Raw genomic sequence first — 24,680 nt, forward strand, 5'->3', positions numbered from 1 at the left:
CGGCGCCGGGCGTGTGTGCCCGTCGCCGACGGTCCCCTCGGCCCGCGGACTCCTCGTGGTGTGCCGTCATGGCGTGCTGTCATCCACGGCTGAGGGGTTCAGCGACGCCAACAGTTTCAGCAGCAGTGAGTGCGTCTGCTCCTGCTCCGTCGGCGTCAGTGCCCGCAGGGCTTCGGCGTGGGTGGCGTCCACCGCGCTCCTGGCCTCCATCGCGAGCCGCCGGCCGGCCTCCGTGACGTGCAGTCGATGTGTACGCCGATCGCCAGGGGTGGTCCGGCGCTCCAGAAGTCCCCGCTCGACCAGTCCGTTGACCGCGGTTCCCATGGACTGAGGGGTGACCGCCGTCCTGCGTGCCGCGGTCGCACTGGAGACACCCGGATCGAGGATGGCCTGCATCAGGGCGTTGTTCTGGACGAGGGTCAATTGGAACGGGCGCAGTGTGCGCTCCACCCGGGACGCCATGATCTGGCCGATCTGCCAGGCCACATGGCCCGTGCGCGGGTCGGAATGGTTCACGTGGCGAATCCCTTTGTAAGTCAACTGATTATGATGTACAACAGACTATCAGTTGGCTTCTATTCTAGGAATCTGTCTGCGATGGCTCTGCGCGTCTCCACTCGAAAGATTCACAAGCATGCCCTGGACGTGGCCCATCCTCTTCCCCGTCCTGGAACCTCACGCGCCGTCCTGGTCCCCGTAGCGGTCGTCCTGCTGATAGGCACAGTGTTCGTCAGCGTCTATCTCGCCGCCTTTCATGCGCCACGCCCTCATGACCTGCGCGTGGGCACGACGGAGGTCGGCACGCATCAGGCGCACCTGCGCCAGGGCCTCGCGCGCGCCGTACCGGGCGGCTTCACGCTCGAGACCTACCCCGACGAATCCGCCGCCCGGCGGGCCGTCCAGGACAGGTCCGTGTACGCGGCCTACCTCAGCGACGGGACCTTGCTCTACGGCAGTGCCAACGGAGCCGGCGTCACCGCGACCGTGACCACCGCTTTCGGCTCCGTGGCCCGTGCGGAACACCATCACCTCTCCGTCGAGGACGTTGCCCCGGCGGCGGCGGAGGACACCCGAGGACTCTCCGTCTTCTACGCGGCCTTCGGCCTGGTGCTGGCCGGATACCTCTTCGGCATGACGACCTACCAGCTCGCACCCCGGCTCCAGTACCGCTGGCGTATGGCCAGCCTGGCCTTGTTCGGAGGGATCGGCGGCACCATGGTCGCGGTCATCGGCGGGAGCACGGGGTTCGATGCGCTGCCCGGCCCCTTCCTGCCCCTCGCGGTCGTCGTCGCGCTGATGGGCGCCGCGGTCGGCGGCGCGACGATGGTGCTACTGCGACTGTTCGGCTCCGCGGGCGTCAGTCTTGCCTCGATGCTCCTGCTGATCCTCGGCAATGCCAGCAGCGGCGGGGTCCTGCCGGCGGCCTACCTTCCGACCTGGCTGCACCCGCTGTCCGAGATCCTGCCCGTCGGGGTGGGCGTCCGCGCGATGCAGGGGCTGTCCGGGTTCCAGAACGACGGTTTGACCCGCGCCCTGGTGATCCTCCCGCTGTGGGTGCTCGGCGCCGCCGCCGTGCTCTACCTGAAGGACGTGTTCCGCCGTGAGGCTCCGAGCGCCGCGGCGGAGAAGGCCGAGCCGCACCCTGTGGCGGTGTGACGTAGGCATACCGGGCGGGCGGTCGAGATCGGCTTGCCTGCGGATCGTGACCGCGTACCGTTCTCACCCCGCGGGGGATGAGGGCGCAGAGCGAGGCCAGGGCGTCGTCAACGCCTTCGACGACGAGCACTTCGCCGCCGCCGTCAAGGCCACCGGCCGCACCAACCTCATCATCGCCGGCGTCACCAACGACGTCTGCACCGTCTGCCCCACCCTTACCGGGGCGGGCCGAGGAGGCTGCCCCCTATCTGAAGGTGGCGAAGATCCTCGGCGCGTGAGGGGGCGGCAGCCACATCCCGGCGTCACGGGTGACGTCGTATAACTGCATACATTTGAGCGCTCACCGCTCGGGCTCGGACGGTGGCCTGTCGGCGGGTTATCGCCGGGTCCGGGCTTCTTCGTCGGCGGCGAGGGCCGTTTCTGCCTCATCTCGCAGTCGATGAGGCGTAGTTGGCATCACCGCAGGTCAGCGACACTGTCAGGTGCCAACCGGGAATTCTGGTCGCACCGATCTCCGCGGGGTGGATCAAGCGGCCGGACGACTTTGCCATCTCTTTACAACCTGTTCCGCCGCTGCCTCGTCTCTCCGCTCGATCCGTAACGCAGCCCGCCGCGTCACCGGGCGGGCGGACCGACGAAAGAGAGCGATTCATGCGCCGAACTGTCCTCAGTGCCATGGCACTCGGGTGCACCGCCGTGCTGGCGAGCACGGTGCCCGCGTTCGCCGACGGGGTGACCGCGGCCTCCACGAGCCGCCCGTCCGCCACCGCCGCGCCGTCTGCCACCACCGCGCCGTCCGCGGTCCCGACCGTCACTTCCGACCCGAGCTCGGCCCCCGCCGGCAGCGCCGTCCCGTCCCCGGTGCCGAGCGTTGTCCCCACCAAGGCCCCGGCTTCCAGCGGTACGCCGAGCCGGGGGCCGGCCCCGAGCCAGGTCGCCGTCGTACCGAAGGGAGCGCCCGACACCGGTGTGGCGCCGGTGGCGTCGAAGTCCGGAGGCGGCGGCGCGCTGATCGGCGGGGGTGCCGCCGCCGCGTTCGCCGTGGGCGGCACCGCGGTCTTTCTCGTACGTCGCCGGCGGGCGACCGGGGCATGACCTCGCTCTCCAGGCGCGCCTTCGCCACCGCGGCGATGGCCTCGTTGCTCGTGGGCTGCGGCGGCCACGGGGCCGGCCGGGCCACGACCGGGCACCCCGAGAGCACGCCACCGCCTTCGCGGCCCTCCGCCAAGACGGCGCGCGCCCTCGGGCGTTCGGTTCCGGTCAGGCTGCTGATCCCGGCCATCGGGGTCGACACCCCGGTCATACGGCTGGGGTTGGCCGCGGACGGCAGCGTGCAGGTGCCCCCGATCACGGCACACGACCGGGCGGGCTGGTACGGGTACTCGCCGACGCCGGGTCAGATCGGCCCGTCGGTGATCCTCGGCCATGTCACGGTCGGCGCTTACGGGGACGGGGTCTTCCGTCACCTCGCGCGGCTGCGCCGGGGCGACCGGATCGTGGCGCGCCTGGGGAACGGCACGGCGGCGGAGTTCGTCGTCAACACCGTACGGACGGTCGCCAAGGCGGACTTCCCGGCGGACGCGGTCTACGGGGACGTCGACCGTCCGGAGCTGCGGCTCATCACCTGCGGCGGCCCCCGTACCGGTGACGGGTACCCCGACAACGTGATCGTCTTCGCCGAGCTGAGCTCCGCGAGCCCCTGACCCGCCACCCGGCCCCCCGCCGACCGGCTCCGATCCTGGGCCGATGGACCATACACCGACGGCCCGGGATCCTGCCGTACGAGTGCCGCACGGGTGCCGTACGAGTGCCCTCACGACCATGGAGAGTGTTGAAACGGTCCCGCGAGAAGGCAGCGTCCGAGCTGTTCGCCGCCCTCTATCCGCGCCTCGCCGGCTGGTGCCGTCGACTGGTCGACGACGACGAGACGGCCCATGAGATCGCCTCGGAGGCGTTCACCCGGCTCTGGGCCCGCTGGACATCCGTGGCGGAGCCCCGAGGCTTCCTCTACGTCACCGCGGCCAACCTCGTCCGGGACCACTGGCGCAAGCTGGAGCGCGAACGCAGAGCCGTGCACCGTGCGACCGCCGAAGCCGCCGTCCGCCCGCAGACCGAACAGGCCGACCCCTCGGTACGTCTGCTCGTGCAGTCGCTGCCGGAGCGACTGCGCGTCCCGATCCTGCTGCACTACTACGCTGACATGCCGATCCGGGAGGTGTCCGCGCTGACCGGGCGCAAGGAAGGAACCATCAAGGCCGACCTCCACACGGCCCGAGAACTGCTCCGCGCCCACCTGAGGAGAAGCCTTGATCACACACCCTGACGAGGGTCCGGACTTCGAACCCGACGACGCCCTCGCCGTCATCCTGAGGCCCACCTCGGACTACCTCGGCCCACCCCCCGGCCGATACGAATCGATCCGCCGCGGTGCGGCCCGCCGCCGGCTGCTCCGCACCGCGGTCGGGGTCGGGGTCGGGTCGGCGTGCGCCGTCGCCGCCCTCGTCGCGCTGCCGCTCCGTCCGGCGGCACATGAGGCACCCACGTCCCCGACGGTCCCGCTCGCCCCGCCGCCCGCGAGCAGCCCTTCGCCCATGAGCAGCCCTTCGGCCGCGAGCCCTTCGGCCGTGTCGCCCACCCCGTCGGCGTCGCCCGGGCGCGTCAGCCCGCGCCCCACCGTGCAGACCCGGACCACCAGCCCCAGCCCGGCCGGCCCGGCCGTCCCCACCCACGCCCCGTCGGCGACACCGACGCCCTCGCAAGCCGGCGCCCCGTCGGCGGTCAGGGACGGGGCCGACACCGCGATCGCCACGCCAAGTGCCAGGTAGGAACCCTGGCCGGAGCCCTGGTCGGAACCTTGGCCGCAACCCTGGTCGCACCAAGGCGTTCCGGCGGGTCAGCGGATCGGGTCGTAGGCGAGTTGTTTGACCTGGCGCAGGGCGAGGGCGGTTTCGACGGCCTGGACGCCGTCGAGGGCTCCGATCTTCTCGCTCAGACAGGTGTAGTCGTGACGTTCACGGAACTCTCCCTCCCCATGCGGCGCACGGCACCGCGATCGCTTGATACGGCGATCGCCTTCGGGCCTGTTCCCGGGCCGGGGCCAGCCACGACGGGGAAAACCTGGGAATCCGACATTCGAGGTCCGGTTTCCGGGGATCTCCGTGATCGCTGTCAGGTGCTGTGCTCTCGCGCGGTACGGCGGTGAAGCGGCCCGCCCCGTGTTCGTCCTTGCCGGCCTGACGACCTGCTCGGCGGATAGGTTCGAGGGCATGACGACGACATCGCAAGAAGCGTTCCTGCGGGCCTTCCACGCCGAGCGGCCGGCGGTGACGGCGGACGCGTTCGCCGATGGCCGCGCCGCGGACGGCCGGTCCAGCTACGAGATGCTGTGCGACCGGGTCGCCGGATACGGACGGGTGCTGGATCTCGGCTGCGGCGACGGCCTGTTGCTCGAACTGCTCGCCCGGACCGAGGGGCGTCGGCTCGCCGGGGTGGACCTGTCCCCAGAAGCCCTGGCGTTGGCGCGACGCCGACCGTTGCCGACCGGCGCGACGCTCTCGGAGAGCCGGGCCCAGCACCTTCCCTTCGCCGACGCCACCTTTGACGCCTGTGTCTCCCACATGGCTCTGATGCTGATGGCGGAGGTGGAGCAGGTCGTCGCGGAAGTGGCCCGGGTGCTGCGCCCCGGGGGCACGTTGGCCTGCGTGATAGGCGGCGGCGCCGTGGGCGGTGAGGCGTACGAGCTGTTCATCGGACTGTTGCGGTCCGCGATCGAGACGGCTCCGGCCGGGCAGCGCATCCCCGCACTCGGGGACCGGAGGACCCGTAGCCGTGAAGGGCTCGACGGCATCCTCGCGCCGGCGGGATTCGCGCCGGTCGACTGGGAGACCGTCCCCATCGACCTGAGCGGTCCGGCGGAGCAGGTGTGGGACGCCGTATCGGGTGTCTATGACGTCGGCCCGCTCGACGCGACCACCGTGGAGGCCCTGCGTGCGGCCTTCTTCGCCGGGGCGAAGGAGCTCGCGCTGCCGGACGGGGTCGTCCCGTGCGGAATGAACGTCCATCTCGTGACGGCGACTCTGACGGCGACTCTGACGGCGGGTCCGACGGCAGGGCCGCGGTGACGGAGCGATACCTCCCGGCCCGGCCCGCCGCGCCCGCTACCGCTTCAGCGCCGCCATCGCGATGCGCAGGGCGACCGGGTTCATCTCCTCGCCCTTCGCGTCAGTGGAGTTGACCGAGTAGACGAGCGTGCGGGAGAGATCGCGGGTGGCCGCGATGAGCGCCGTGTATCCGTACCGCGCGCCCGACTTGAGCCAGTAGACCTTCCCCCCGTACTCGAACCGCTGCAGCCCGGCGCTCATGTCGGCGCCGTCGATGCCCGACGGAACCGTGAACATCTCCTCCAGCTGCGGCTCCGGGACGAGGTCGCCTCGGAAGAGGTGGGTGGTCAGCCGCTCCAGGTCCGCCGTCGTGGAGATCATGTCGCCCGCCGCCCAGCGGTCCGCCTGGTTCCACTCGGTGACGTCGACGAACTCCGTCGTACCGTCCGCCCGCTTCACCGCCTGGTAGCCGAGGTTGTGCGGCCCCCGGATGCGCGGATCCCTACCGGGGAAGTACGTGCGCAGCATCCCGGCGGGCCGCAGCACGCGCCGGGTGGCCTCGGAGGCGTACGAGTGCCCCGTCACCTTCTCGATCAGCATGCCGAGGATCGTGTAGTTGATGTTCAGATAGTGCTGCCGCTCGCCGGGGCGGAACTCCGGCCCCTTCGCCACCGCGGAGGCGACGACCTGCTCGGGCGTGAGCGTGTCGAGGCGGTGCGCGTACGCGTCCTCGAAGGAGTCGCCGAAGCCGTCACCCTCCTTGATCCCGCTGGTGTGGTTCAGCAACTGGCGTACGGAGACCGGCTTGAAGGCGGGCGACAGCAGCCCGGGGAGATAGCGCTGTACGGGCGCGCCCAGATCGACCTTGCCCTCGGCCGCGAGCTGCAGCACGACCGCCGCCGTGACCACCTTCGTCGTCGAACCGGCCCGGAAGAGCGCGTTCGGGTCGGCCTTGCTGCCGCTCGCGAGATCGTGCACCCCGGCACTCCCGCGCCAGCGCCCGTCGGTGCCCCCGACCCGTACGAGCGCGGCCGTCGCGTCGGAGTCCGGCAGCCCGGCGAGCGCGGCGCGCAGGGCGGCGGCGTCCGGTCCGGCCGTGTCGGTCCGTGCCGCGGCGGCGGGCGCGGCGACGGCGGGAACGGCCAGCGGGCCGGCCGCCAGGCCGAGGACGAGCGCGACGGTGACGGCGGCGACGGTGCGGGTGCGGGCGGGCATCTGGTGCTCCTGGTGTGGGTGGGACAGTGAGATCATCCTGCGGTCGCGCAGCCGCTCGCGGATCCTCACCGAGGAGGGCCCCGCCCCTGGTATCGACCCGGAGCAACTGCCGTTCCCTGTCGGGGTGTTGTCAGGGGGCGCCCCTAGGGTGCGGCGAAAATCTCGAAGGCCCGGAAGGCAGGAAAAGTGTTATCGCGGAGGGCAGCCCTCCGTCTCCTGTGTGTTCAGGACCCGATGAACGACTGTGATCTCCGACATAGCGCACGGACAGGTCTCCCCGGATGGGGAGATCCTGCACTCCCGCCGTGCGTGCCCAGTGACACCGGCGGTCACCGTGACACCGAAAGGGACGTACGTGGACGGGCGGCAGTGGCGCTCCACCATCGCGGCCGCGCAGGCCGGTGACCGGCGCGCCCTCGACGAACTGGTCGAGGGCTGGCTGCCCCTTGTTTACAACATCGTCGGCCGCGCCCTCAACGGCCACGCGGACGTCGACGACGTCGTGCAGGAGACCATGCTGCGCGCCGTCGACAACCTCGGCTCGCTGCGCGACCCGGACAGCTTCCGGTCCTGGCTGGTCGCCATCGCGATGCGGCAGATACGCGAGCGGGCGCGCCGCCGGACCGCCGAGCCCCTGGACGACGGGGCTGGTGAGCAGGCCGCCGACTTCGCCGAACTGACGGTGCTGCGGCTCCAGTTGGAGGGGCAGCGGCGCGAGGTCGCGGAGGCGGTGCGCTGGCTCGACGACGAGGACCGCCAACTGCTCTCGCTGTGGTGGCTGGAGGTCGCGGGCGAGCTCACCCGGCGCGAACTGGCCGCGGCCGTCGGGATCAGCCGGCAGCACGCGGCGGTGCGGGTGCAGCGGATGAAGGAGCGGCTGGAGACCGCGCGGAACATCGTGCGGGCGCTCGACGTCCCGCACTCCGGTGCGGCCGACGCGCCCTGCCCCGGCCTGCGGTCGCTGACCGCCCGCTGGGACGGGCGGCCCGACTCGGTGTGGCGCAAGCGGCTGGCCCGGCACATCCGGGGCTGCGCGTACTGCTCGGGCGCCCGCGAGGCCGTCGTACCGGCCGAACGGCTTCTCGTCGGGATCGCCTTCGTCCCGCTCCCGGTCGGCTTCACGCTCTCGCTCGCCCTCGGCGGAAAGACGGCGGTCGCCGCCACGTCGGCCGCCACCTCCGTCGGCTGGTCCGCCAAGGTCCTCGGCCTGCTCACCAAGCCCGCCGTCGCCGTCACCGCGGGCGTGACCATCGCGGCGGGCGGTCTGTACGTCGTCACACAGACGCCGGACGACCCGCCCCCGGTCCTCGCCGCGCCCACGGCCGCGAGTACCGCCCGCCCGCCGTCGGGACCCGCGAGCAAGCCGCCCGCCTCCCCGAGCCCCTCACCAACCCCGTCCGCCTCCCCTTCGCTCTCACCCTCACCCTCGCCCTCGAAGACCCGCGTCCAGCTGTACGGCACCGTCGTCGACGCCGTCGACAGCGCACCCGCCCAGGCCGCGCTCCCGGCGGCGCTGCCCCGGCGCGCCGAGAAGGGCGTCGCGGCGACGGGCGCGCCCGCCACCGGTCTGACCCACAGAGGCGAGACGGTCACCCTCACCGGCCAGGGCTACTTCCGCGTCCGCTGGCAGATCCTGCCCCAGCAACGCCCCGGCGCCGTGCTCATGCCGACCTGGACCGGGCTGCGCGGCAAGCTCTTCCATGTCGCCTCCGGCGGCGGTCACCGCATGGACGACGTGCAGCCCGGCTCGACGGACGGCACGACGTGGATGGGCGGCCCGGCCGTGGGCCACGCCGTCCTGCCCGCCGGCACCCAGCAGATGTGGCAGAACGAGTACTTCTGGATCGACGGCACCGTCACCCTCCACCAGAACGAGGGCCCCGCCGACTACAACCTCTTCGTCCAGACCTCGACCTGGGACAAGGTCACCGAGGACGTCCGCACCGGTCCCGCCCAGGGCGCGGTCCGCTACGGCCTCGTCCGCGACAACGGCAAGGACACCGCCCCGGTCCCGCAGTATCTGACCCGCTCCACCCCCGCCGATCCGGCGACGGTGAGTCAGCACTCCCGCCTCACCCCCTGACTCCGTCCCCAAACCCGCAGGGTGTTAAGTCGTCATGTCGTCCCGTCGGCCCTCTGACCAGGTCGTTGATCATTTGTTGATCGAGGTGAAATCGGGGCGGGGGAGTCTTGTGGTGTCAGTGGCGCACAAGCTCCACAAGAGAAGTTCCCCACAAGGGAACACGTGCGCTCGGGTACGTCACCGGAGAAGGAGTGTCGTAATGAAGCTTCTGTTCGCCATCCGCAACAAGGTTTCCGCCCAGAAGAGCCTGAAGGCGAGTGCCTGGTACCTCTGGTACTGACCCGGCTTGCGCCGCCCCCGCCGGCAGGCGGGGGCGGCACCGCCGGCCCGGGTCCGCGCCCGGCCGAGTCCCCGCCACCGGGCCCCTCGACGCGGCCCCCGGCTTCCTCGGAGACCTCACATGTCCCTCTCCTCCCCTCCGCGTACCCGAAGCACCGTGTTCAGCCCACGACTTGCCGCCCTCCTGCGGGATCACGTGGGCAAGGACGTCTTCCGGCTCGAACCCGACACGATCGGGGTCGCCGGGCCGGAGGTCGCCGACCGGATCCTCGCCGCACGGCGCGCCACCGAGACGGAGCGGCCCACGTTCAAACCGCTGCACGGGCGCTCGATCGCACGGAACGAGGCCTCGTCCGTGATGCGGACCGTCGGTGGTGACGTGCGCGAGGCGCTGAAGCAGCCGCTGCCGAAGGACGTGGACCTGTCGGGCTCGTGGCCGCTGACCGGTCATCTCTTCCTGCGGGACCTCATCCTCGGCAAGGACCCCTACCGGCTGCGCGTTCTGATGAGCCGCAACCTCGAACTGACGCCCAAGCTCACCTGGACGGTGATAGCGGCGGGCGCCGCGCTGCCCTGGCGGGCCGGGCCCGGCGCCGAGGTGACCGGCCTCGCCCGCCTGCTGGCCGAGGCGGACGGCTACCACGACCGGCGTTACGCGATGGGCATGTACCGGCGAGCGGCCGCCCCGGTGTGCTTCACCGTCTCCACCCTCGTCTCCAACGCCCTGTGGCTCGGAGCGCCGTTCGACGACAGCATGCCGAACCGGAATCTCATCTACGAGTCGATGCGTCTGCTGCCCCCGTCGTGGAACATGCTGCGTTACGCCTCTCCCGAATACCCCGCCATCGACGAGCGCATCGGCGCGGGCGACGACGTCCTCCTGCTGCCCCTGCTCTCGCATCGCGATCCGGCGCTGTGGGACGACCCGGACGCGTTCCGCCCGGAGCGCTGGGACCACCTCGACCCCGACACCGCCCCCGGCTACCTCCCCTTCGGCCACTCCTCGGAGCGCTGCTGGGGCCGCCACATGGTCATGCCGCTCGCCGAGCTGCTCCTCAACCTGATCCGCGAGGCGGGCCTGACGGTGGACCCCGGGCAGCGGACCGGAAAGGTTCCTCTCCTCGGCCTGCTCGGGGTGGAGGACGTCCGGCTCACCACGGCACGTTGACGGCGCGTTGACTCAGCCCTTACGCAGGGCGCAGAGCGTGTCGATGCGGTTGGTGGTGATCGAGTCGACGCCCAGGTCGAGCAGCCGGCGCATGGAACGGCGGGTGTCGGGCGTCCAGACGGAGAGCAGGTAGCCGTTGCGGTGGACGTGCGCCGTCAGTGCGCGATCGACCAGGCTGAAGCGGTAGTTGAGCCAGCGCGGCCGCACGGCGTCGAGCAGGGCCGGGCGCGGCGGTGCGAGGGTCGTCCAGGTCAGCGCGATCTCCGCGGCCGGGTCGGCGGCGCGTACCGCCAGCATGGCCTGGGCGCCCGCGCAGTAGTACACCCGCTCCCGCGCCCCGCACTCGCGGATGACGTCGACGATCCGGCGTACGGCCGCGCCGTCGGGCGCACCCGGCAGATCGACCATGATCCGGCTGTCCCCGGTCGCCCCGAGGGCCTCCGCGAGCGTCGGCACCCCGCCGTCCGTGAGCCCGCTCACCTCGTCGCGGGAGAGCGCCCGCAGCGGCCGCTCCAGCTCCCACAGCCGCTTCAGCGTCTTGTCGTGCAGCAGCACGGGCACGCCGTCGCGGGTCAGCCGTACGTCGATCTCGACCGCGTCCGCGCCCTGCCCGAGCGCGGAACGCAGCGAGTGGACGGTGTTCTCGCGGACGCGATAGGGGTCGCCGCGGTGGGCCACGGCAGTCACGGTGCGCATGGGCCCATTGTGCTGGTCGCTCAGGGTGCGAGCCATGCCGAGGCGTAGGTGTCGATCTCCTCGGCGATCCTCGTCTTCCCGGCCGGGTCGAGGAAGGACGCCTCCACCGCGTTCTTGGCGAGCGCGGCGAGACCGAGTTCGTCGAGGTGGAGGAGGCGGGCGGCGACCGCGTACTCGTTGTTGAGGTCGGTGCCGAACATCGGCGGGTCGTCGGAGTTGATGGTGACCAGGACCCCGGCCCGGGTGAACTCCTTTATGGGGTGCTCGTCGAGCGTGCGGACCGCGCGGGTGGCGATGTTGGAGGTCGGGCAGACCTCCAGGGCGATGCGGTGCTCGGCGAGGTGGGCGAGCAGCTTGGGGTCCTGCGCGGAGCTCGTGCCGTGCCCGATGCGCTCGGCGCGCAGGTCGTTCAGCGCGTCCCAGACCGTCTCCGGGCCGGTCGTCTCCCCCGCGTGCGGCACGGACCGCAGCCCGGCCGCGATCGCACGGTCGAAGTACGGCTTGAACTGCGGCCGCGGCACGCCGATTTCGGGTCCGCCGAGTCCGAAGGACACCAGCCCCTCCGGCCGCAGCCGGTCGTCGGTCGCGAGCCGCACGGTCTCCTCGGCGGACTCGAGCCCCGCCTCGCCCGGAATGTCGAAGCACCACCGCAGGACGACCCCGAGCTCGGCTTCCGCCGCCCTGCGGGCGTCCTCGATCGCGTCCATGAAGGCGCGCTCGTCGATACCGCGGCGGGTGGAGGACCACGGGGTGATGGTCAGCTCGGCGTAGCGGACCTGCTGGCGGGCCATGTCCCGCGCGACCTCGAACGTCAGCAGTCGTACGTCCTCGGGGGTGCGGACGAGGTCGACGACGGAGAGATACACCTGGATGAAGTGGGCGAAGTCCGTGAACGTGAAGTAGTCCGCGAGGGCCTCGGGGTCGGTCGGCACCTGGGAGTCGGGGTGGCGGGCCGCGAGGGCGGAGACGATCCGGGGGGAGGCGGATCCGACGTGGTGCACGTGCAGTTCGGCCTTGGGCAGTCCGGCGATGAAGGCGTGCAGATCGCGGGCGCCGTCGCGTGCGCTGAGCTGGTCGGTCAAGGGTTCCTCCCCGGGAACGGCGCCCCTCAGGACCGTGGTCGGGAGGGGGCGCGGGTGATCGGCTGATCGGTGAGTCAGGGATCATCGTAGGCGGCGGCCCACTAGGTGAAGCCCCAGGCCTTAGCATGACGGCAGGTACGACAGAGGGGACTCCACGCATGTCCGACGAGGCGCAGGTGCCACAGGCGCCGCAGAACGCCGCCGCGACCCCGTGGGCGTCCCCGGACCAGTCGGCTCCGCCGCCGACGCAGATCGACGTACCGTCGGCCGCCGGTCCCGAGGACGCGATACCCGCCGGGAACCCGGCACCGGGTTCCCCGCCCAGGGGCCCCCTGGACAAGGCTCCCGCCGAACGGCAGCCCGAGCCGAACCCCTGGGCTCCGCCCGCGGACCAGCCCCCGTCCCGCATGACCGGCGCTCCCGCGACTCCCACGTTCCCCATACCTCCCGCACCTCCGACGCCGTTCTCGGCGCACGACCAGCCGACGGTCCTCCCGGTCCCCGGACCGGGCACCCCGGGCCACCCGGACCCGCGGCACCGGCCCTGGGAAAACCCCTTCGCGTCCCAGGCCGCCGCGTCCACGCCCCACCCCCAACCCGCCCCCGGAGAACCGGTCCCCCCGCCGCCGATCGCCCCCGAGGGCCCCGGCCAGGTCCCGTACGGCTACGGATACGGATACGGACACGGACACGGCTATCCGGCACCGGGGGCCGGCTACCCGGGCTACCCCGCGCCGGGGACCGGCTACCCGGGCGCCCCCGGCTACGGCTGGCCCGGGATGCCCCTCGCGCCCAGCAACGGCATGGGCACCGCCGGGCTCGTGCTCGGCATCGTCTCGGCCGTCGTGTTCTGTCTGTGGCCGCTGGCCATCATCCTGGGCATCCTGGGGGTGACCTTCGGAGTGATGGGGCGTCGCAAGGCGCGCCGCGGCGAGGCGACGAACCCGGGTCAGGCGCTGACCGGGATCATCTGCGGAGCGGTCGGCATCGTCCTGGGCATCGCGATGATCCTGTTCTACTTCGCCCTCCCGGCCGACAACGGGAGCAACGACCCGGTCGGCGACGACGGCTACTCCACCTCACTCGTGCTGGAGCACCTCGGCTAGCCGAGGGCGGCCGGGCACGGGAACGCCTCGGCTGCCTGGGCGTGCCGGAACGCCTCGGCCGAGCAGGTGAGCTGGATCACGTGGCCGGCCGGCCACGCGTGCTGGAACGCCCGGCCGCCCGGGGCTCCCTCGGCCGCCCGAGGCCCCCTCAACCGCCGGGTGACTCCCGCAATCGCTCCCGTGCCTCCATCAGCGCGAACCCCAGCAGATTCAACCCCCGCCACCGCTCGGGACTGGCCGTCCGCTCGTCGTCCGCCGCGAGCCCGATGCCCCACACCCGGTCCATGGGGCTGGCCTCGACCAGCACCCGCGCGCCCGTGCCCAGCAGAAACGCACGCAGCTCGGGATGGACGGCGAACTTGTGCACGCTGCCCTCGACCACGATCCCGAACCGCTCGCGCTCCCATATCGCTTCGTCGAAGCCGCGCACGAGCCGCCCCGCCTTCTTGGCGAGCGCGGGGCTCCGCGCCTCGATGGCGCTCCGCTCCGCCTCCGCGTCCCCGAAGAGACGCGCCTTGCCCGCCATCATCCAGTGCTCCGCGGTCGCGTAGGAGACACCGTCGACCATGAACGGTGACGGCCACCACTGGCTCAGACAGCTCGCACTCACCTGACCGTCCGGTCGCGGCCGGTGCCCCCAGAAGTGCAGGTACTTGACTCTCGCCCCCGAGCGGACCGCGCTGACCAGCGCTTCCCAAGAATCGATCTTCCCCATGCATGCCACTTTCGCACGCACCACTGACATTCCGTCCCGCCTTTTCCCTGGGGACTCGACACCTGGTCGACAGATTCCGTCGCGTAACCAAAAGGCAACAACGGAATCACTTGTTGGAGTCCCTTTGCTCTGTCAGGATCGGCACTCAAATCGAGCTGGAGCTACGCCGACCCCTGCGGTAACGGGGAGGCGGCGGAGGAGAGCCACATGCACAATCCGGGCCATCGCTTCCAGGCGCAGGACCGCTTCGCGGACGGCGCGCAGTACATCGCGGGCCGGCTGACCAAGGGCACCTCGGGCCGTACGCACGCGGTTGTCGACCCCGCCACCGGCGAGGAGGTCTACACGTACGAGCTGGCGAGCACCGTCGACGTGGACGCGGCCGTCGCCGCCGCCCGCGAGGCGTTCCCCGGCTGGGCGGGCGCCACCCCCGGCGAGCGCTCCGACGCCCTGCACCGCTTCGCCGCCGTGCTCGCCGACCGCGCCGAGGAGTTCGCCCGGGCGGAGTCGCTCCAGTGCGGAAAGCCCCTCAAGCTGACGCGCGAGTTCGACGTGCCCGGCACCATCGACAACATCGCCTTCTTCGCGGGCGCCGCCCGGCATCTGCAGGGGCAGTCGGCGGGCGAGTACTCCGGCGACCACACCTCGTACGTACGCCGTGAACCCATCGGCGTCGTCGGCTCCATCGCGCCCTGGAACTACCCCCTCCAGATGGCCGCCTGGAAGATCCTCCCGGCGATCGCCGCGGGCAACACGATCGTGCTGAAGCCCGCCGAGCTGACCCCGTTGACCTCGCTCCTCTTCGCCGAGGCCGCCACCGTGGCGGGCATCCCGGACGGAGTGATCAACATCGTGACGGGGGCCGGCAAGGACGCCGGTGAGCACCTCGTCGGCCACCCCGACGTGGCGATGACCTCCTTCACCGGGTCCACCGCCGTCGGCAAGCGCGTCGCGGAGATCGCCACCTCCACCGTCAAGCGGCTCCACCTGGAGCTGGGCGGCAAGGCACCCTTCGTGGTCTTCGACGACGCCGACCTCGACGCCGCCGTCAACGGAGCCGTCGCGGGTTCGCTCATCAACACCGGCCAGGACTGCACGGCCGCCACGCGCGCGTACGTGCAGCGCCCGCTCTACGACGCGTTCGTCCAGAAGACGGCCGCCCTGATGGCGAGCGTCCGGGTCGGCGACCCCTTCGCACCCGGCACCGACCTCGGCCCGCTGATCTCCCACGCCCAGCGCGACCGGGTCGCCGGGTTCGTCGACCGGGCGCGTGGCTACGCGCGCGTGGTGACCGGCGGCGAGGCGCCCCAGGGGGACCTCAAGAACGGCGCGTACTACCGCCCCACCCTGGTCGCGGACGCAGCCCAGGACAGCGAGATCGTGCAGTCCGAGATCTTCGGACCGGTCCTCGTCGTCCTGCCCTTCGACAGCGACGACGAAGGCATCGCGCTCGCCAACGACACTCCGTACGGCCTGGCCGCCTCCGCGTGGAGCCGGGACGTCTACCGGGCGAACCGCGCCACCCGCGAGATCAAGGCGGGCTGTGTGTGGGTCAACGACCACATCCCGATCATCAGCGAGATGCCGCATGGCGGCTACAAGGCGTCCGGCTTCGGCAAGGACATGTCTGCCTATTCCTTCGAGGAGTACACGCAGATCAAGCACGTCATGTTCGACAACACTGCGGTCGCCGCGAAGGACTGGCACCGCACGATCTTCGGGGACCGGCTGTAGTCAATTTCCGGCTACCGCCGGGTGAAGAACAGGCCGCCTGACCCGTGGCCGCCCACCCAAGATCCATTGATCAGAGAAAGGCCGGATCGGTGACCGACTCCAGCTCGTTCGACCCCTCGCGCTTCATCAACCGCACCCGCCTCGCCTCCACCTCCGCCGCCCTGAGCCGCCGTCAGCTGCTGCGGGGCGTGGCCGCCGGCGGCCTGGCCGTGACCGGTGCCGCCGCCCTGTCGGCCTGTGGTGTGCAGGGGGCCGCCAGCTCCTCCACCAAGGGCAAGGCACAGGTCGGCCGGGCCGGCAAGGACTACTCGGACACCGACAAGTCGATGGTCTGGGCGAACTGGCCCGCCTACATCGACGTCGACGACAAGGACCAGAACAAGCGGCCCACCCTCGACGCCTTCGAGAAGCAGACCGGCATCAAGGTCAAGTACCTCGAGGTCATCAACGACAACAACGACTGGTACACCAAGATCAACCCGTCACTGGTCAAGGGTGTCGACACCGGCTACGACCTCATGGTCGTCAGCGACTACATTCTCCCCAAGTTCCGCAAGTACAACTACATCCAGAAGCTCGACCTGGCGAACATCCCCAACCACAAGAACATCCTCCCGGACGCCCTGCGCTCCAGCGAGGACCCGGGCCGCCACTTCTCCGTGCCGTGGACGTACGGCTACACGACCATCGCCTACAACAACAAGCTGGTGACGAAGCCGATCACCTCGTGGGCCGAGCTGTTCACGCGCGCCGACCTCAAGGGCAAGGTGTCGATGTTCTCCGAGATGGAGGACACCATCGCCGCCGCGCTGCTGGCGATCGGCCACAACCCCTCGAACTTCACCGAGGCGCAGTTCAAGCAGGCCCTGGACTACGTGCAGAAGGCCAAGGACGCCGGCCAGTTCCGGTCCTTCACCGGCAACGACTACCTGAGCGACTTCCAGCAGGGCAACACCGCCGTCTCCATGGCCTACTCGGGCGACGTGGCACAGCTCGGCAAGAAGAACCTCGTCACCGTGGACCTGCCCACGGAGGGCCTGGTCTCCTGGTCCGACAACCTGGTCATCCCCAACTTCGCGCGGCACAAGAAGAACGCCGAGAAGCTGATCAACTACTACCTCCAGCCCACCGTGGCCGCCACCCTCGACGACTACATCGACTACATCCCTGTCGTCACCGGCGCCGTCGACGAACTGAAGAAGATCGATCCGGCCTCCGCCAAGGTCCCACTGATCGTCCCCACCGACGCCATGCGCAAGAAGTCCTACGGCTTCATGTCCCTCGAACTCTCCACGCTGGACGACTACGTCAGCCGTTTCCAGCAGGTCACGGGCCAGTAGCAAGCACCGTACGGACCACAACAAGCGCATCAGCGACGAGAAGCACAGCGAAGGAGGGGCTCGGATGAGCACCCATGACGTGGTCGGCCGCAGTGAGGGCGGGGACCTCCGCCTGGCCGGTCTGACCAAGCGGTTCGGATCCTTCACCGCGGTCGACAATCTCGAACTCACCATCCCCCAGGGCTCCTTCTTCGCTCTGCTCGGCGCCTCCGGCTGCGGGAAGACCACCACCCTGCGGATGGTCTCCGGGCTCGAGGCGCCCAGCGACGGACGGATCTTCCTCGGCGACGAGGACGTCACCGACCGCAAGCCCTACCGGCGCCCGGTCAACACCGTCTTCCAGAACTACGCACTCTTCCCACACCTCGACATCTTCGAGAACGTCGCCTTCGGCCTGCGCCGGCGCGGCGTCAAGGGCGTCAAGAAGCAGGTCGAGTCGATGCTCGACCTTGTCGAACTCGGCCACCTCGCGCGCCGTAGGCCCGCCCAGCTCTCCGGCGGCCAGCAGCAGCGCATCGCCCTCGCCCGCGCCCTCATCAACCAGCCCCAAGTGCTGCTCCTGGACGAGCCGTTGGGCGCCCTGGACCTCAAGCTGCGCCGTCAGATGCAGATCGAGCTGAAGCGCATCCAGCTGGAGGTGGGCCTGACCTTCGTGCACGTCACCCACGACCAGGAGGAGGCCATGACCATGGCCGACACCATCGCGGTGATGAACCACGGCCGTATCGAGCAGATGGGCAGCCCCGAGGAGCTGTACGAGAACCCGCGCACCACCTTCGTCGCCAACTTCCTCGGCCAGTCCAACCTCATCCCCGGCACCATCGCGGGAACGACCGGCGACGTGGTCGACGTGACGGCGCACGGACAGAAGCTCACGGTCCTCGCGAGCCGATGTCGTCCGACCTCCGGCCCCGTCATCCTCGGCGTGCGCCCGGAGAAGGTGCAGATCGCCACCGCCGAGGCGGACGTCCCCGAGGGCGCCAACCGGCTCACCGGCGGTGTGGTCATCGACGCGTCCTTCATCGGCGTCTCCACCCAGTACCTGGTCAAGCTGCCCTCCGGCGAGGAGATCGCCGTCTTCGAGCAGAACACCGGCCGCGAGATCCAGCGCCCCGGCACCGAGGTCGTCGTGCACTGGGACCCCAGCCAGGGCTTCGGCCTCGACGGCACCCAGGACATCGAGGCGGGCGCCGAGGCCGACGAGGAGAGCGCCGCGTGACCACGACCCTCTCCGCGCCGCCCGACGCGCCCCCGAAGCCCGCCTCAGCAGGCCGGGCCGCCCGCCGCGCCGCGCTCACCCCCTGGCTCCTGCTGCTGCCCGGCCTGCTCTGGCTGGTCGTATTCTTCCTCGTACCGATCCTGACCTCGGTCGTGGCCTCGGTGCAGACCGGCAACGCCGACGAGGGCTACCGGCTCACCTGGAACTGGGGCAACTACAGTCACGCCATCCAGGACTACCTGCCGCAGTACGGCCACTCGCTGCTGTACTCCGTGCTCTGCACCGTTTTCTGCCTGGCGCTCGGCTACCCGGTCGCGTACTTCATCGCCTTCCGCGGCGGCCGCTGGAAGACCCTGCTGATGGCGCTGGTCGTGGTGCCGTCCTTCACCAGCTTCCTGATCCGCACCATCGCCTGGAAGACGATCCTGTCCGACAACGGACCCGTCACCAGCACCCTCAAGGACCTGCACGTCCTCGGCGTGACGTCGTCGCTCGGCTGGACCGTCGGCGACCACGTCCTGGCCAGCCCGGCCGCCGTCGTCTGCGGGATGGTCTACAACTTCCTGCCGTTCATGATCCTGCCGCTCTACACCTCGCTGGAGAAGATCGACCCGAGGCTGCACGAGGCCGGCCGCGACCTGTACTGCAGCCCCTACACCACCTGGCGGCGCGTCACCCTGCCGCTGTCCATGCCCGGTGTGGTCGGCGGCACCCTGCTCACCTTCATCCCGGCCGTCGGCGACTACATCAACGCCCAGCTGCTCGGCAACCCCAACACCGGTGTCGTCGGCCAGAAGATCGAGGACCTGTTCCTGCGGCAGACCTCCGGCTACCCGGTGGGCTCCGCGATCTCCGTGGTCCTCATGGTCGGCACGCTGATCCTGGTGACGATCTACATCCGCAAGGCCGGCACGGAGGACCTGATCTGATGACGAGAATCCTCTCCTGGACCCGCGAGCACCTCCTGGCGGCCGTGACCCTCCTGGTCTTCGTCTTCATGCTCGCGCCCAACGCGGTCATCCTGTGGATGTCGTTCAACAAGCCGGTCGGCAAGTTCAACTACAACTGGGAGCAGTTCTCCCTGGACGCGTGGAAGAACCCCTGCGCCAGCAACGACATGTGCCACAGCCTGAGCCTGTCCGTGGAGATCGGCCTGGTCGCCACCCTGGTCTCCACGATCCTCGGCACCATGATCGCGTTCGCGATGGTGCGGCACCGCTTCCGCGCCCGCTCCGGCATCAACTCGCTGCTGTTCCTGCCGATGGCGGCCCCCGAAGTGGTCATGGGCGCCACCCTGACCGCCCTCTTCTTCAACACCATCGGCCCCGGCTCGCTCGGCTTCTGGACCATCACCATCGCCCACATCATGTTCTGCCTCAGCTATGTGGTGGTGACGGTGAAGTCCCGGCTCGCGGGCATGGACCCCACCCTGGAGCGCGCCGCGCAGGACCTGTACGCGACCCCGACGCAGACCTTCATGAAGGTCACCCTGCCGCTGGTCGCCCCCGGCATCGCCGCCGCGGCCCTGCTCTCCTTCGCCCTCTCGGTGGACGACTACATCATCACCGTGTTCACCGCGGGCCAGCGGGAGACCTTCCCCATGTACATCTGGGGCTCCGTGCAGCGTGCCTATCCCGCGCAGATCGACGTGATCGGTTCGATGATGCTGCTGGTGACGATGGCCATCATCGTGCTCTCGCAGATCCTCGGTCGAGCCCGCACAGAACGCCGCTGACACAGGCGGACACCGCATTTGAAAGCAGTGATAGCGATGAATCCAGCCCACTCGCTCGCCGACGCGCAGCCGGTGCCCTTCTGGCTGGACGACCCCGGCAAGCCCCACCCCGAGCCCGCGCTCACCGGCGCCGAGACCTGCGACCTGCTCGTCGTCGGCGGTGGCTACAGCGGACTGTGGACCGCGCTGATCGCCAAGGAGCGCGATCCGCGGCGGGAGGTGGTGCTTCTGGAGGGCCGCGAGGTGGGCTGGGCCGCCTCGGGCCGCAACGGCGGCTTCTGTGCCGCGTCCCTCACCCACGGCCTGGCCAACGGACTCACCCGCTGGCCGGACGAGATCAAGAAGCTGGAGGAGCTGGGCGCCCGCAACCTCGACGAGATCGAGGCGGCCGTCGCCCGCTACGACCTCGACTGCGACTTCGAGCGCAGCGGCGAGATCGATGTCGCCACCGAGCCGCACCAGGCGGCGGAACTCCACGAGTGGTACGAGGAGTTGCGGGACCGGGGCCTGGCGGACGGCATCGAGTTCCTGGACGCCGGCGCGGTCCGCGAACAGGTCGACTCGCCGACCTTCCTCGCGGGCCTGCACGACCGCCGCGGCGTCGCCATGCTCCACCCCGCCAAACTCGCCTGGGGCCTCAAGCGCGCCTGCCTCCGGCTCGGGGTACGGGTGTACGAGCACACGCCCGCGCTCGCCCTGAAGGCGTACGGCGCCGGCATGGCCGTACGCACCCCGTACGGTTCCGTCCGCGCCCGCAAGGTGGCCCTCGCCACCAACATCTTCCCGAACCTGGTCAAGCGGGTGCGCGCGTACACCGTCCCGGTCTACGACTACGCGCTGATGACCGAACCCCTGACCGCCGACCAGCTGGCGTCCGTCGGCTGGAAGAACCGCCAGGGCCTCGGGGACTCGGCGAACCAGTTCCACTACTTCCGGCTCTCCGCCGACAACCGCGTCCTGTGGGGCGGTTACGACGCGATCTACCCGTACGGCGGCCGGGTGCGCGCGGAGTACGACGACCGCCCGGAGACCTACGCGAAGCTCGCCGGGCACTTCTTCACCTGCTTCCCACAGCTGGAGGGCGTCCGCTTCACCCACGCGTGGGGCGGCGCGATCGACACCTGCTCGCGCTTCTCGGCCTTCTTCGGCACCGCGCACCACGGGAAGGTCGCCTACGCGGCCGGCTATACGGGTCTGGGCGTGGGAGCGACCCGGTTCGGCGCGGAGGTGATGCTCGACCTGCTGACGGGGGAGCGCACCGAGCGCACCGAGCTGGAGATGGTCCGCAAGAAGCCGCTGCCGTTCCCGCCCGAGCCCTTCGCCTGGACGGGCATCGCGCTCACCAAGTGGTCGCTGGCACGCGCGGACGCGCACGGCGGGCGGCGCAATCTGTGGCTGAGGACGATGGACAAGCTGGGGCTGGGCTTCGACAGCTGAGGCGCCCCGTTGGGGGCGTGCGTGCCGGTCCGTGATCCACCGGCGTACGCCCAGCTCATCCGCCGTGACCCGGCTCACTACCAACAACGAGAAGAACCCGCGTAATGCCCGGGCCGAACCTCCCTCCCCCCTGTGACGCGACCGGCGTCGACACGGGGGGAAAGGGAGGTTCCGCCATGACGGGGGCCAGAACGGCGGTCGAGTGGCTGGCATCGGTGGCACCGGATCCCGAGGCCTGCCGTCAGGAATGGGAGCGCGATCCGCTGGGGCTCGCGCTGCTGCCGGCCGGCGGGCACTGGGACGTACTGATCATGCCGGGCGAGCTCGGCCGTCCCACGCTCGACGTGCTGACCCGGGTGATCGACCGGCTCGGCCCGGTGCTCGTCGACTTCGGCGACGCCCGGATGGGGTTCTTCGTGCCACCGGGAACGGCGTCCCGGTGGCTCGGCACCGGAGTGCGTGCGGCGGGCCGCGGTACCTGGATCATGGTGCCGCATCCGGACCGGACGACCGGCCGGGTCCGCTGGCTGATCCCACCGGACGGCTCCGGCCTGCTCGCCGACCCGGCGCTGCTGGAACTGGCCATGCACGAGGCGGCGGCGGACCTTGCGACCGGGGAGGACAGATGACGGCCGTCCGACGCCCCCCACGGCATCTGGCCGGAACCGGGCGGTCTGATGACGTGGTCGATCAACTGGGATCGGTTCGGGGGCTGGGAGTTCCAGCGGACCTTCGACGGCTGCTTCGGCTGAGGAACAGGGCCAGTGTCGTGAGCAGCGGCGCGCACAGGCACCAGCTCGCCACCACGTCCAACGGCCAGTGGTAGCCGCGGCGGACCAGGCCGATGCCGACGAGGGCGTTGAGGGCGAGAGCGCCGATGACCAGCTCGCGGCGGGCGTAGGCGGTGTGCAGCCAAGGGAGGAGGAGCAGGGTCGCGGCGCCGTAGGCGATGGCGGCGGTCGCGGTGTGGCCCGAGGGATAGAGGCCCGTGCCCGTGACCGTGCCCGGGACCGATGGGCCCGGGCGGGCGACGATTTCTTTCAGAGGCACGATCAATGCCGGTACGAGCGCCATGAGGAGCGCCCCGGCGAGGGGCGGCAGCCACCAGCGGTCCCGGCCGGCCGAGCGGCCGCGCCAGGCCACGTATCCGAGGACGGCGGCCAGGACCGGTACCGCGACGGTGACACTGCCCAGGTCGGCGAGGAGTCCGGAGAAGCGGTCCGGGTGGACGAGGGCGTGGCTGAGGCGTTCGTCCGCGCGGGCGAGGGGGCCGTGGGCCGCGACCTGCCAGGTGATGAGCGCGAAGAGGAGGGCCGGAAGGCCGAGGAGTCCGAGGAGGAAGGTCGGCCGCTCCGGAACAGGGGGGGTAGTTCCGAAGCGGCCGACCAGATCGGATCGTCGCGCGCCCCGGGGGGTTTGGGGCGAGCGACTGTCCGATCGGTGAGGAGATCCGGAGCCGGAAGCTCCGGGTGTGTGCGCGAGGGCACGACCAGGGCGAAGCTGGGGAAGCCCCGACCCGGTGTCGCCCACAGTCCCCTGTGGGCGGGGTGTATCTCTCATCTGGGTAGAACCTACGGCAGGGGATCGGGCTCCGACAGACGGAATCGCGTCCCGTCATGTACCCCGCACACGTTCTTCACACCCTCTGACCCTGGCCGCCGCAGCACCGGAACCAAGCGGAGTCCGCCGTGGGCGGTCGGCCGGGTTCCGGTAGTGGGGCGGGTGGGGCGTCAGATACGGGCGAAGGCCTGCTCGATGATGTCGAGGCCCTCGTTCAGCAGGTCCTCGCCGATGACCAGCGGAGGCAGGAAGCGGAGGACATTGCCGTACGTGCCACAGGTCAGGACCAGCAGGCCCTCCTGGTGGCAGGCCTTGGCGAGCGCGGCGGTCGCCTCCGGGTTGGGCTCCTTGGTGGCGCGGTCCTTCACCAGCTCGATGGCGATCATGGCGCCACGGCCGCGGACGTCGCCGACGATGTCGAACTTCTCGGCCATCGCGCCGAGGCGGGCCTTCATGACGGCCTCGATGTTCTTCGCCTTGGCGTTGAGGTCGAGCTCCTTCATCGTCTCGATCGCGCCGAGCGCGCCGGCGCAGGCCACGGGGTTGCCGCCGTAGGTGCCGCCCAGGCCGCCCGCGTGCGCGGCGTCCATGATCTCGGCGCGGCCGGTCACGGCGGCGAGCGGCAGACCGCCCGCGATGCCCTTGGCGGTGGTGATCAGGTCCGGGACGATGCCCTCGTCCTCGCACGCGAACCACTGGCCGGTGCGGCAGAAGCCGGACTGGATCTCGTCCGCGACGAAGACGATGCCGTTGTCCTTGGCGAACTGGCTGATGGCGGGGAGGAAGCCCTTCGCGGGCTCGATGAAGCCGCCCTCGCCGAGCACCGGCTCGATGATGATCGCGGCGACGTTGTCGGCGCCGATCTGCTTGTTGATCATGTCGATCGCCTGGGCGGAGGCCTCGGCACCGGCGTTCTCCGGGCCGGTCAGCCAGCGGTAGCCGTACGCCACCGGCACCCGGTAGACCTCGGGCGCGAACGGGCCGAAGCCGTGCTTGTACGGCATGTTCTTGGAGGTCAGCGCCATCGTGAGGTTCGTACGGCCGTGGTAGCCGTGGTCGAACACGACGACGGCCTGGCGCTTGGTGTACGCACGGGCGATCTTGACGGCGTTCTCGACGGCCTCGGCGCCGGAGTTGAAGAGGGCCGACTTCTTGGCGTGGTCGCCCGGGGTCAGCTCGGCCAGCGCCTCGGCGACGGCGACGTACCCCTCGTACGGCGTGACCATGAAACAGGTGTGGGTGAAGTCCTGGAGCTGGGCGCTCGCCCGACGTACGACGGCCTCGGCGCTCGCGCCGACGGACGTCACGGCGATGCCCGAGCCGAAGTCGATCAGGCGGTTGCCGTCGACGTCCTCGATGATGCCGCCGCCGGCGCGCGTGGTGAAGACGGGGAGCACCGAGCCCACACCCGCCGCCACCGCGGCGGTGCGTCGGGCCTGCAGCTCCTGCGACTTCGGGCCGGGGATGGCGGTGACGACGCGGCGCTCCTGCGGAAGTGCGGTCATGAGGGGCTCCCTGATGATCTTGCGAACCGGACGGCCCCCGCGGCGGACGG

General features: G+C 70.6%; 24 protein-coding genes and 1 pseudogene. 18 read left to right on the plus strand and 7 right to left on the minus strand.

Translation table 11 applies throughout. The features are described 5' to 3' along the window. Positions 1 to 66 precede the first annotated feature (66 nt). Entirely contained in the window at positions 67 to 516 is a 450-nt protein-coding gene (locus OG747_RS31740; protein ID WP_405882791.1) for a MarR family winged helix-turn-helix transcriptional regulator, read from the minus strand. Positions 517 to 780: 264 nt separating this feature from the next. Here OG747_RS31740 and OG747_RS31745 point away from each other — a divergent pair, with 264 nt between their 5' ends. The 7 genes from OG747_RS31745 (at position 781) to OG747_RS31775 (ending at position 5,777) form a co-directional block, all read left to right on the plus strand. Further along, positions 781 to 1,656 carry an ABC transporter permease gene (locus tag OG747_RS31745; protein WP_405882792.1) on the plus strand — a complete coding sequence of 292 codons (876 nt, stop codon included), beginning with the start codon at positions 781 to 783 and terminating at the stop codon, positions 1,654 to 1,656. Positions 1,657 to 1,702: 46 nt separating this feature from the next. After that, entirely contained in the window at positions 1,703 to 1,978 is a 276-nt protein-coding gene (locus OG747_RS31750; protein ID WP_405882793.1) for a hypothetical protein, read from the plus strand. Positions 1,979 to 2,307: 329 nt separating this feature from the next. Then, on the plus strand, positions 2,308 to 2,751 hold the full coding sequence (locus OG747_RS31755) for a sortase-dependent protein (protein WP_405882794.1): 444 nt from the start codon (positions 2,308 to 2,310) through the stop codon (positions 2,749 to 2,751). Beyond that, on the plus strand, positions 2,748 to 3,359 hold the full coding sequence (locus OG747_RS31760) for a class F sortase (RefSeq protein ID WP_405882795.1): 612 nt from the start codon (positions 2,748 to 2,750) through the stop codon (positions 3,357 to 3,359). Before OG747_RS31755 ends, OG747_RS31760 begins: the two co-directional genes overlap by 4 nt. A 128-nt stretch (positions 3,360 to 3,487) precedes the next feature. Continuing rightward, complete coding sequence (locus OG747_RS31765; RefSeq protein ID WP_405882796.1) at positions 3,488 to 3,979, plus strand: RNA polymerase sigma factor; 492 nt, start codon at positions 3,488 to 3,490, stop codon at positions 3,977 to 3,979. Then, on the plus strand, positions 3,963 to 4,481 hold the full coding sequence (locus OG747_RS31770) for a hypothetical protein (RefSeq protein ID WP_405882797.1): 519 nt from the start codon (positions 3,963 to 3,965) through the stop codon (positions 4,479 to 4,481). The genes OG747_RS31765 and OG747_RS31770 overlap by 17 nt, the downstream gene beginning before the upstream one ends. Before the next feature lie 441 nt (positions 4,482 to 4,922). Continuing rightward, positions 4,923 to 5,777, plus strand: a complete 855-nt coding sequence (locus OG747_RS31775; RefSeq protein ID WP_405882798.1) for a class I SAM-dependent methyltransferase — start codon at positions 4,923 to 4,925, stop codon at positions 5,775 to 5,777. A gap of 36 nt (positions 5,778 to 5,813) precedes the next feature. Here OG747_RS31775 and OG747_RS31780 read toward each other — a convergent pair whose 3' ends face one another. Beyond that, on the minus strand, positions 5,814 to 6,971 hold the full coding sequence (locus tag OG747_RS31780; RefSeq protein ID WP_405882799.1) for a serine hydrolase domain-containing protein: 1,158 nt from the start codon (positions 6,969 to 6,971) through the stop codon (positions 5,814 to 5,816). A 334-nt stretch (positions 6,972 to 7,305) separates the two neighbouring features. Here OG747_RS31780 and OG747_RS31785 point away from each other — a divergent pair, with 334 nt between their 5' ends. The 3 genes from OG747_RS31785 (at position 7,306) to OG747_RS31795 (ending at position 10,501) form a co-directional block, all read left to right on the plus strand. Next, complete coding sequence (locus OG747_RS31785) at positions 7,306 to 9,054, plus strand: RNA polymerase sigma factor (protein WP_405882800.1); 1,749 nt, start codon at positions 7,306 to 7,308, stop codon at positions 9,052 to 9,054. A gap of 199 nt (positions 9,055 to 9,253) precedes the next feature. Then, positions 9,254 to 9,334 carry a tryptorubin family RiPP precursor gene (locus OG747_RS31790; protein WP_405885789.1) on the plus strand — a complete coding sequence of 27 codons (81 nt, stop codon included), beginning with the start codon at positions 9,254 to 9,256 and terminating at the stop codon, positions 9,332 to 9,334. Positions 9,335 to 9,454: 120 nt separating this feature from the next. Continuing rightward, positions 9,455 to 10,501: a cytochrome P450 gene (locus OG747_RS31795; RefSeq protein WP_405882801.1), complete on the plus strand. Its 1,047-nt coding sequence runs from the start codon at positions 9,455 to 9,457 to the stop codon at positions 10,499 to 10,501. A gap of 12 nt (positions 10,502 to 10,513) precedes the next feature. Here the strand turns inward: OG747_RS31795 and OG747_RS31800 are convergent, their stop codons facing one another. Both OG747_RS31800 and OG747_RS31805 read right to left on the minus strand, forming a co-directional pair. Beyond that, positions 10,514 to 11,197 carry a glycerophosphodiester phosphodiesterase gene (locus OG747_RS31800; RefSeq protein ID WP_405882803.1) on the minus strand — a complete coding sequence of 228 codons (684 nt, stop codon included), beginning with the start codon at positions 11,195 to 11,197 and terminating at the stop codon, positions 10,514 to 10,516. Positions 11,198 to 11,217: 20 nt separating this feature from the next. Further along, positions 11,218 to 12,338, minus strand: a pseudogene (locus OG747_RS31805) (adenosine deaminase). A 99-nt stretch (positions 12,339 to 12,437) separates the two neighbouring features. Here OG747_RS31805 and OG747_RS31810 point away from each other — a divergent pair. Beyond that, positions 12,438 to 13,385, plus strand: a complete 948-nt coding sequence (locus OG747_RS31810; RefSeq protein WP_405882804.1) for a DUF4190 domain-containing protein — start codon at positions 12,438 to 12,440, stop codon at positions 13,383 to 13,385. A 148-nt stretch (positions 13,386 to 13,533) separates the two neighbouring features. Here OG747_RS31810 and OG747_RS31815 read toward each other — a convergent pair whose 3' ends face one another. Next, a complete protein-coding gene (locus OG747_RS31815) occupies positions 13,534 to 14,130 on the minus strand; it encodes an NADAR family protein (RefSeq protein ID WP_405882805.1) in 597 nt (198 codons plus the stop codon). 177 nt (positions 14,131 to 14,307) lie between these two features. Between OG747_RS31815 and OG747_RS31820 the strand changes: the two genes are divergently transcribed. From OG747_RS31820 to OG747_RS31850, 7 genes are all read left to right on the plus strand, one after another. Further along, entirely contained in the window at positions 14,308 to 15,834 is a 1,527-nt protein-coding gene (locus OG747_RS31820) for a gamma-aminobutyraldehyde dehydrogenase (protein WP_405882806.1), read from the plus strand. Positions 15,835 to 15,923: 89 nt separating this feature from the next. Continuing rightward, on the plus strand, positions 15,924 to 17,174 hold the full coding sequence (locus OG747_RS31825; protein ID WP_405882807.1) for a PotD/PotF family extracellular solute-binding protein: 1,251 nt from the start codon (positions 15,924 to 15,926) through the stop codon (positions 17,172 to 17,174). Positions 17,175 to 17,238: 64 nt separating this feature from the next. Then, positions 17,239 to 18,393, plus strand: coding sequence for an ABC transporter ATP-binding protein (locus OG747_RS31830; protein WP_405882808.1), 1,155 nt, complete (start codon positions 17,239 to 17,241; stop codon positions 18,391 to 18,393). After that, entirely contained in the window at positions 18,390 to 19,322 is a 933-nt protein-coding gene (locus OG747_RS31835) for an ABC transporter permease (protein WP_405882809.1), read from the plus strand. The genes OG747_RS31830 and OG747_RS31835 overlap by 4 nt, the downstream gene beginning before the upstream one ends. Then, positions 19,322 to 20,128: an ABC transporter permease gene (locus OG747_RS31840; protein ID WP_405882810.1), complete on the plus strand. Its 807-nt coding sequence runs from the start codon at positions 19,322 to 19,324 to the stop codon at positions 20,126 to 20,128. Before OG747_RS31835 ends, OG747_RS31840 begins: the two co-directional genes overlap by 1 nt. A gap of 36 nt (positions 20,129 to 20,164) precedes the next feature. Then, positions 20,165 to 21,565: an NAD(P)/FAD-dependent oxidoreductase gene (locus OG747_RS31845; protein WP_405882811.1), complete on the plus strand. Its 1,401-nt coding sequence runs from the start codon at positions 20,165 to 20,167 to the stop codon at positions 21,563 to 21,565. A gap of 176 nt (positions 21,566 to 21,741) precedes the next feature. Further along, positions 21,742 to 22,194 carry a hypothetical protein gene (locus OG747_RS31850; protein WP_405882812.1) on the plus strand — a complete coding sequence of 151 codons (453 nt, stop codon included), beginning with the start codon at positions 21,742 to 21,744 and terminating at the stop codon, positions 22,192 to 22,194. A gap of 61 nt (positions 22,195 to 22,255) precedes the next feature. Here the strand turns inward: OG747_RS31850 and OG747_RS31855 are convergent, their stop codons facing one another. Beyond that, positions 22,256 to 23,125 (minus strand): phosphatase PAP2 family protein, encoded by an 870-nt coding sequence (locus OG747_RS31855; RefSeq protein WP_405882813.1) that lies wholly within the window; start codon positions 23,123 to 23,125, stop codon positions 22,256 to 22,258. Positions 23,126 to 23,295: 170 nt separating this feature from the next. Beyond that, positions 23,296 to 24,630, minus strand: coding sequence for a 4-aminobutyrate--2-oxoglutarate transaminase (gene gabT / locus OG747_RS31860; RefSeq protein ID WP_405882814.1), 1,335 nt, complete (start codon positions 24,628 to 24,630; stop codon positions 23,296 to 23,298). Positions 24,631 to 24,680: the final 50 nt, after the last annotated feature.

The organism is Streptomyces sp. NBC_01384 (assembly GCF_045040035.1).
Classification (GTDB): domain Bacteria; phylum Actinomycetota; class Actinomycetes; order Streptomycetales; family Streptomycetaceae; genus Streptomyces.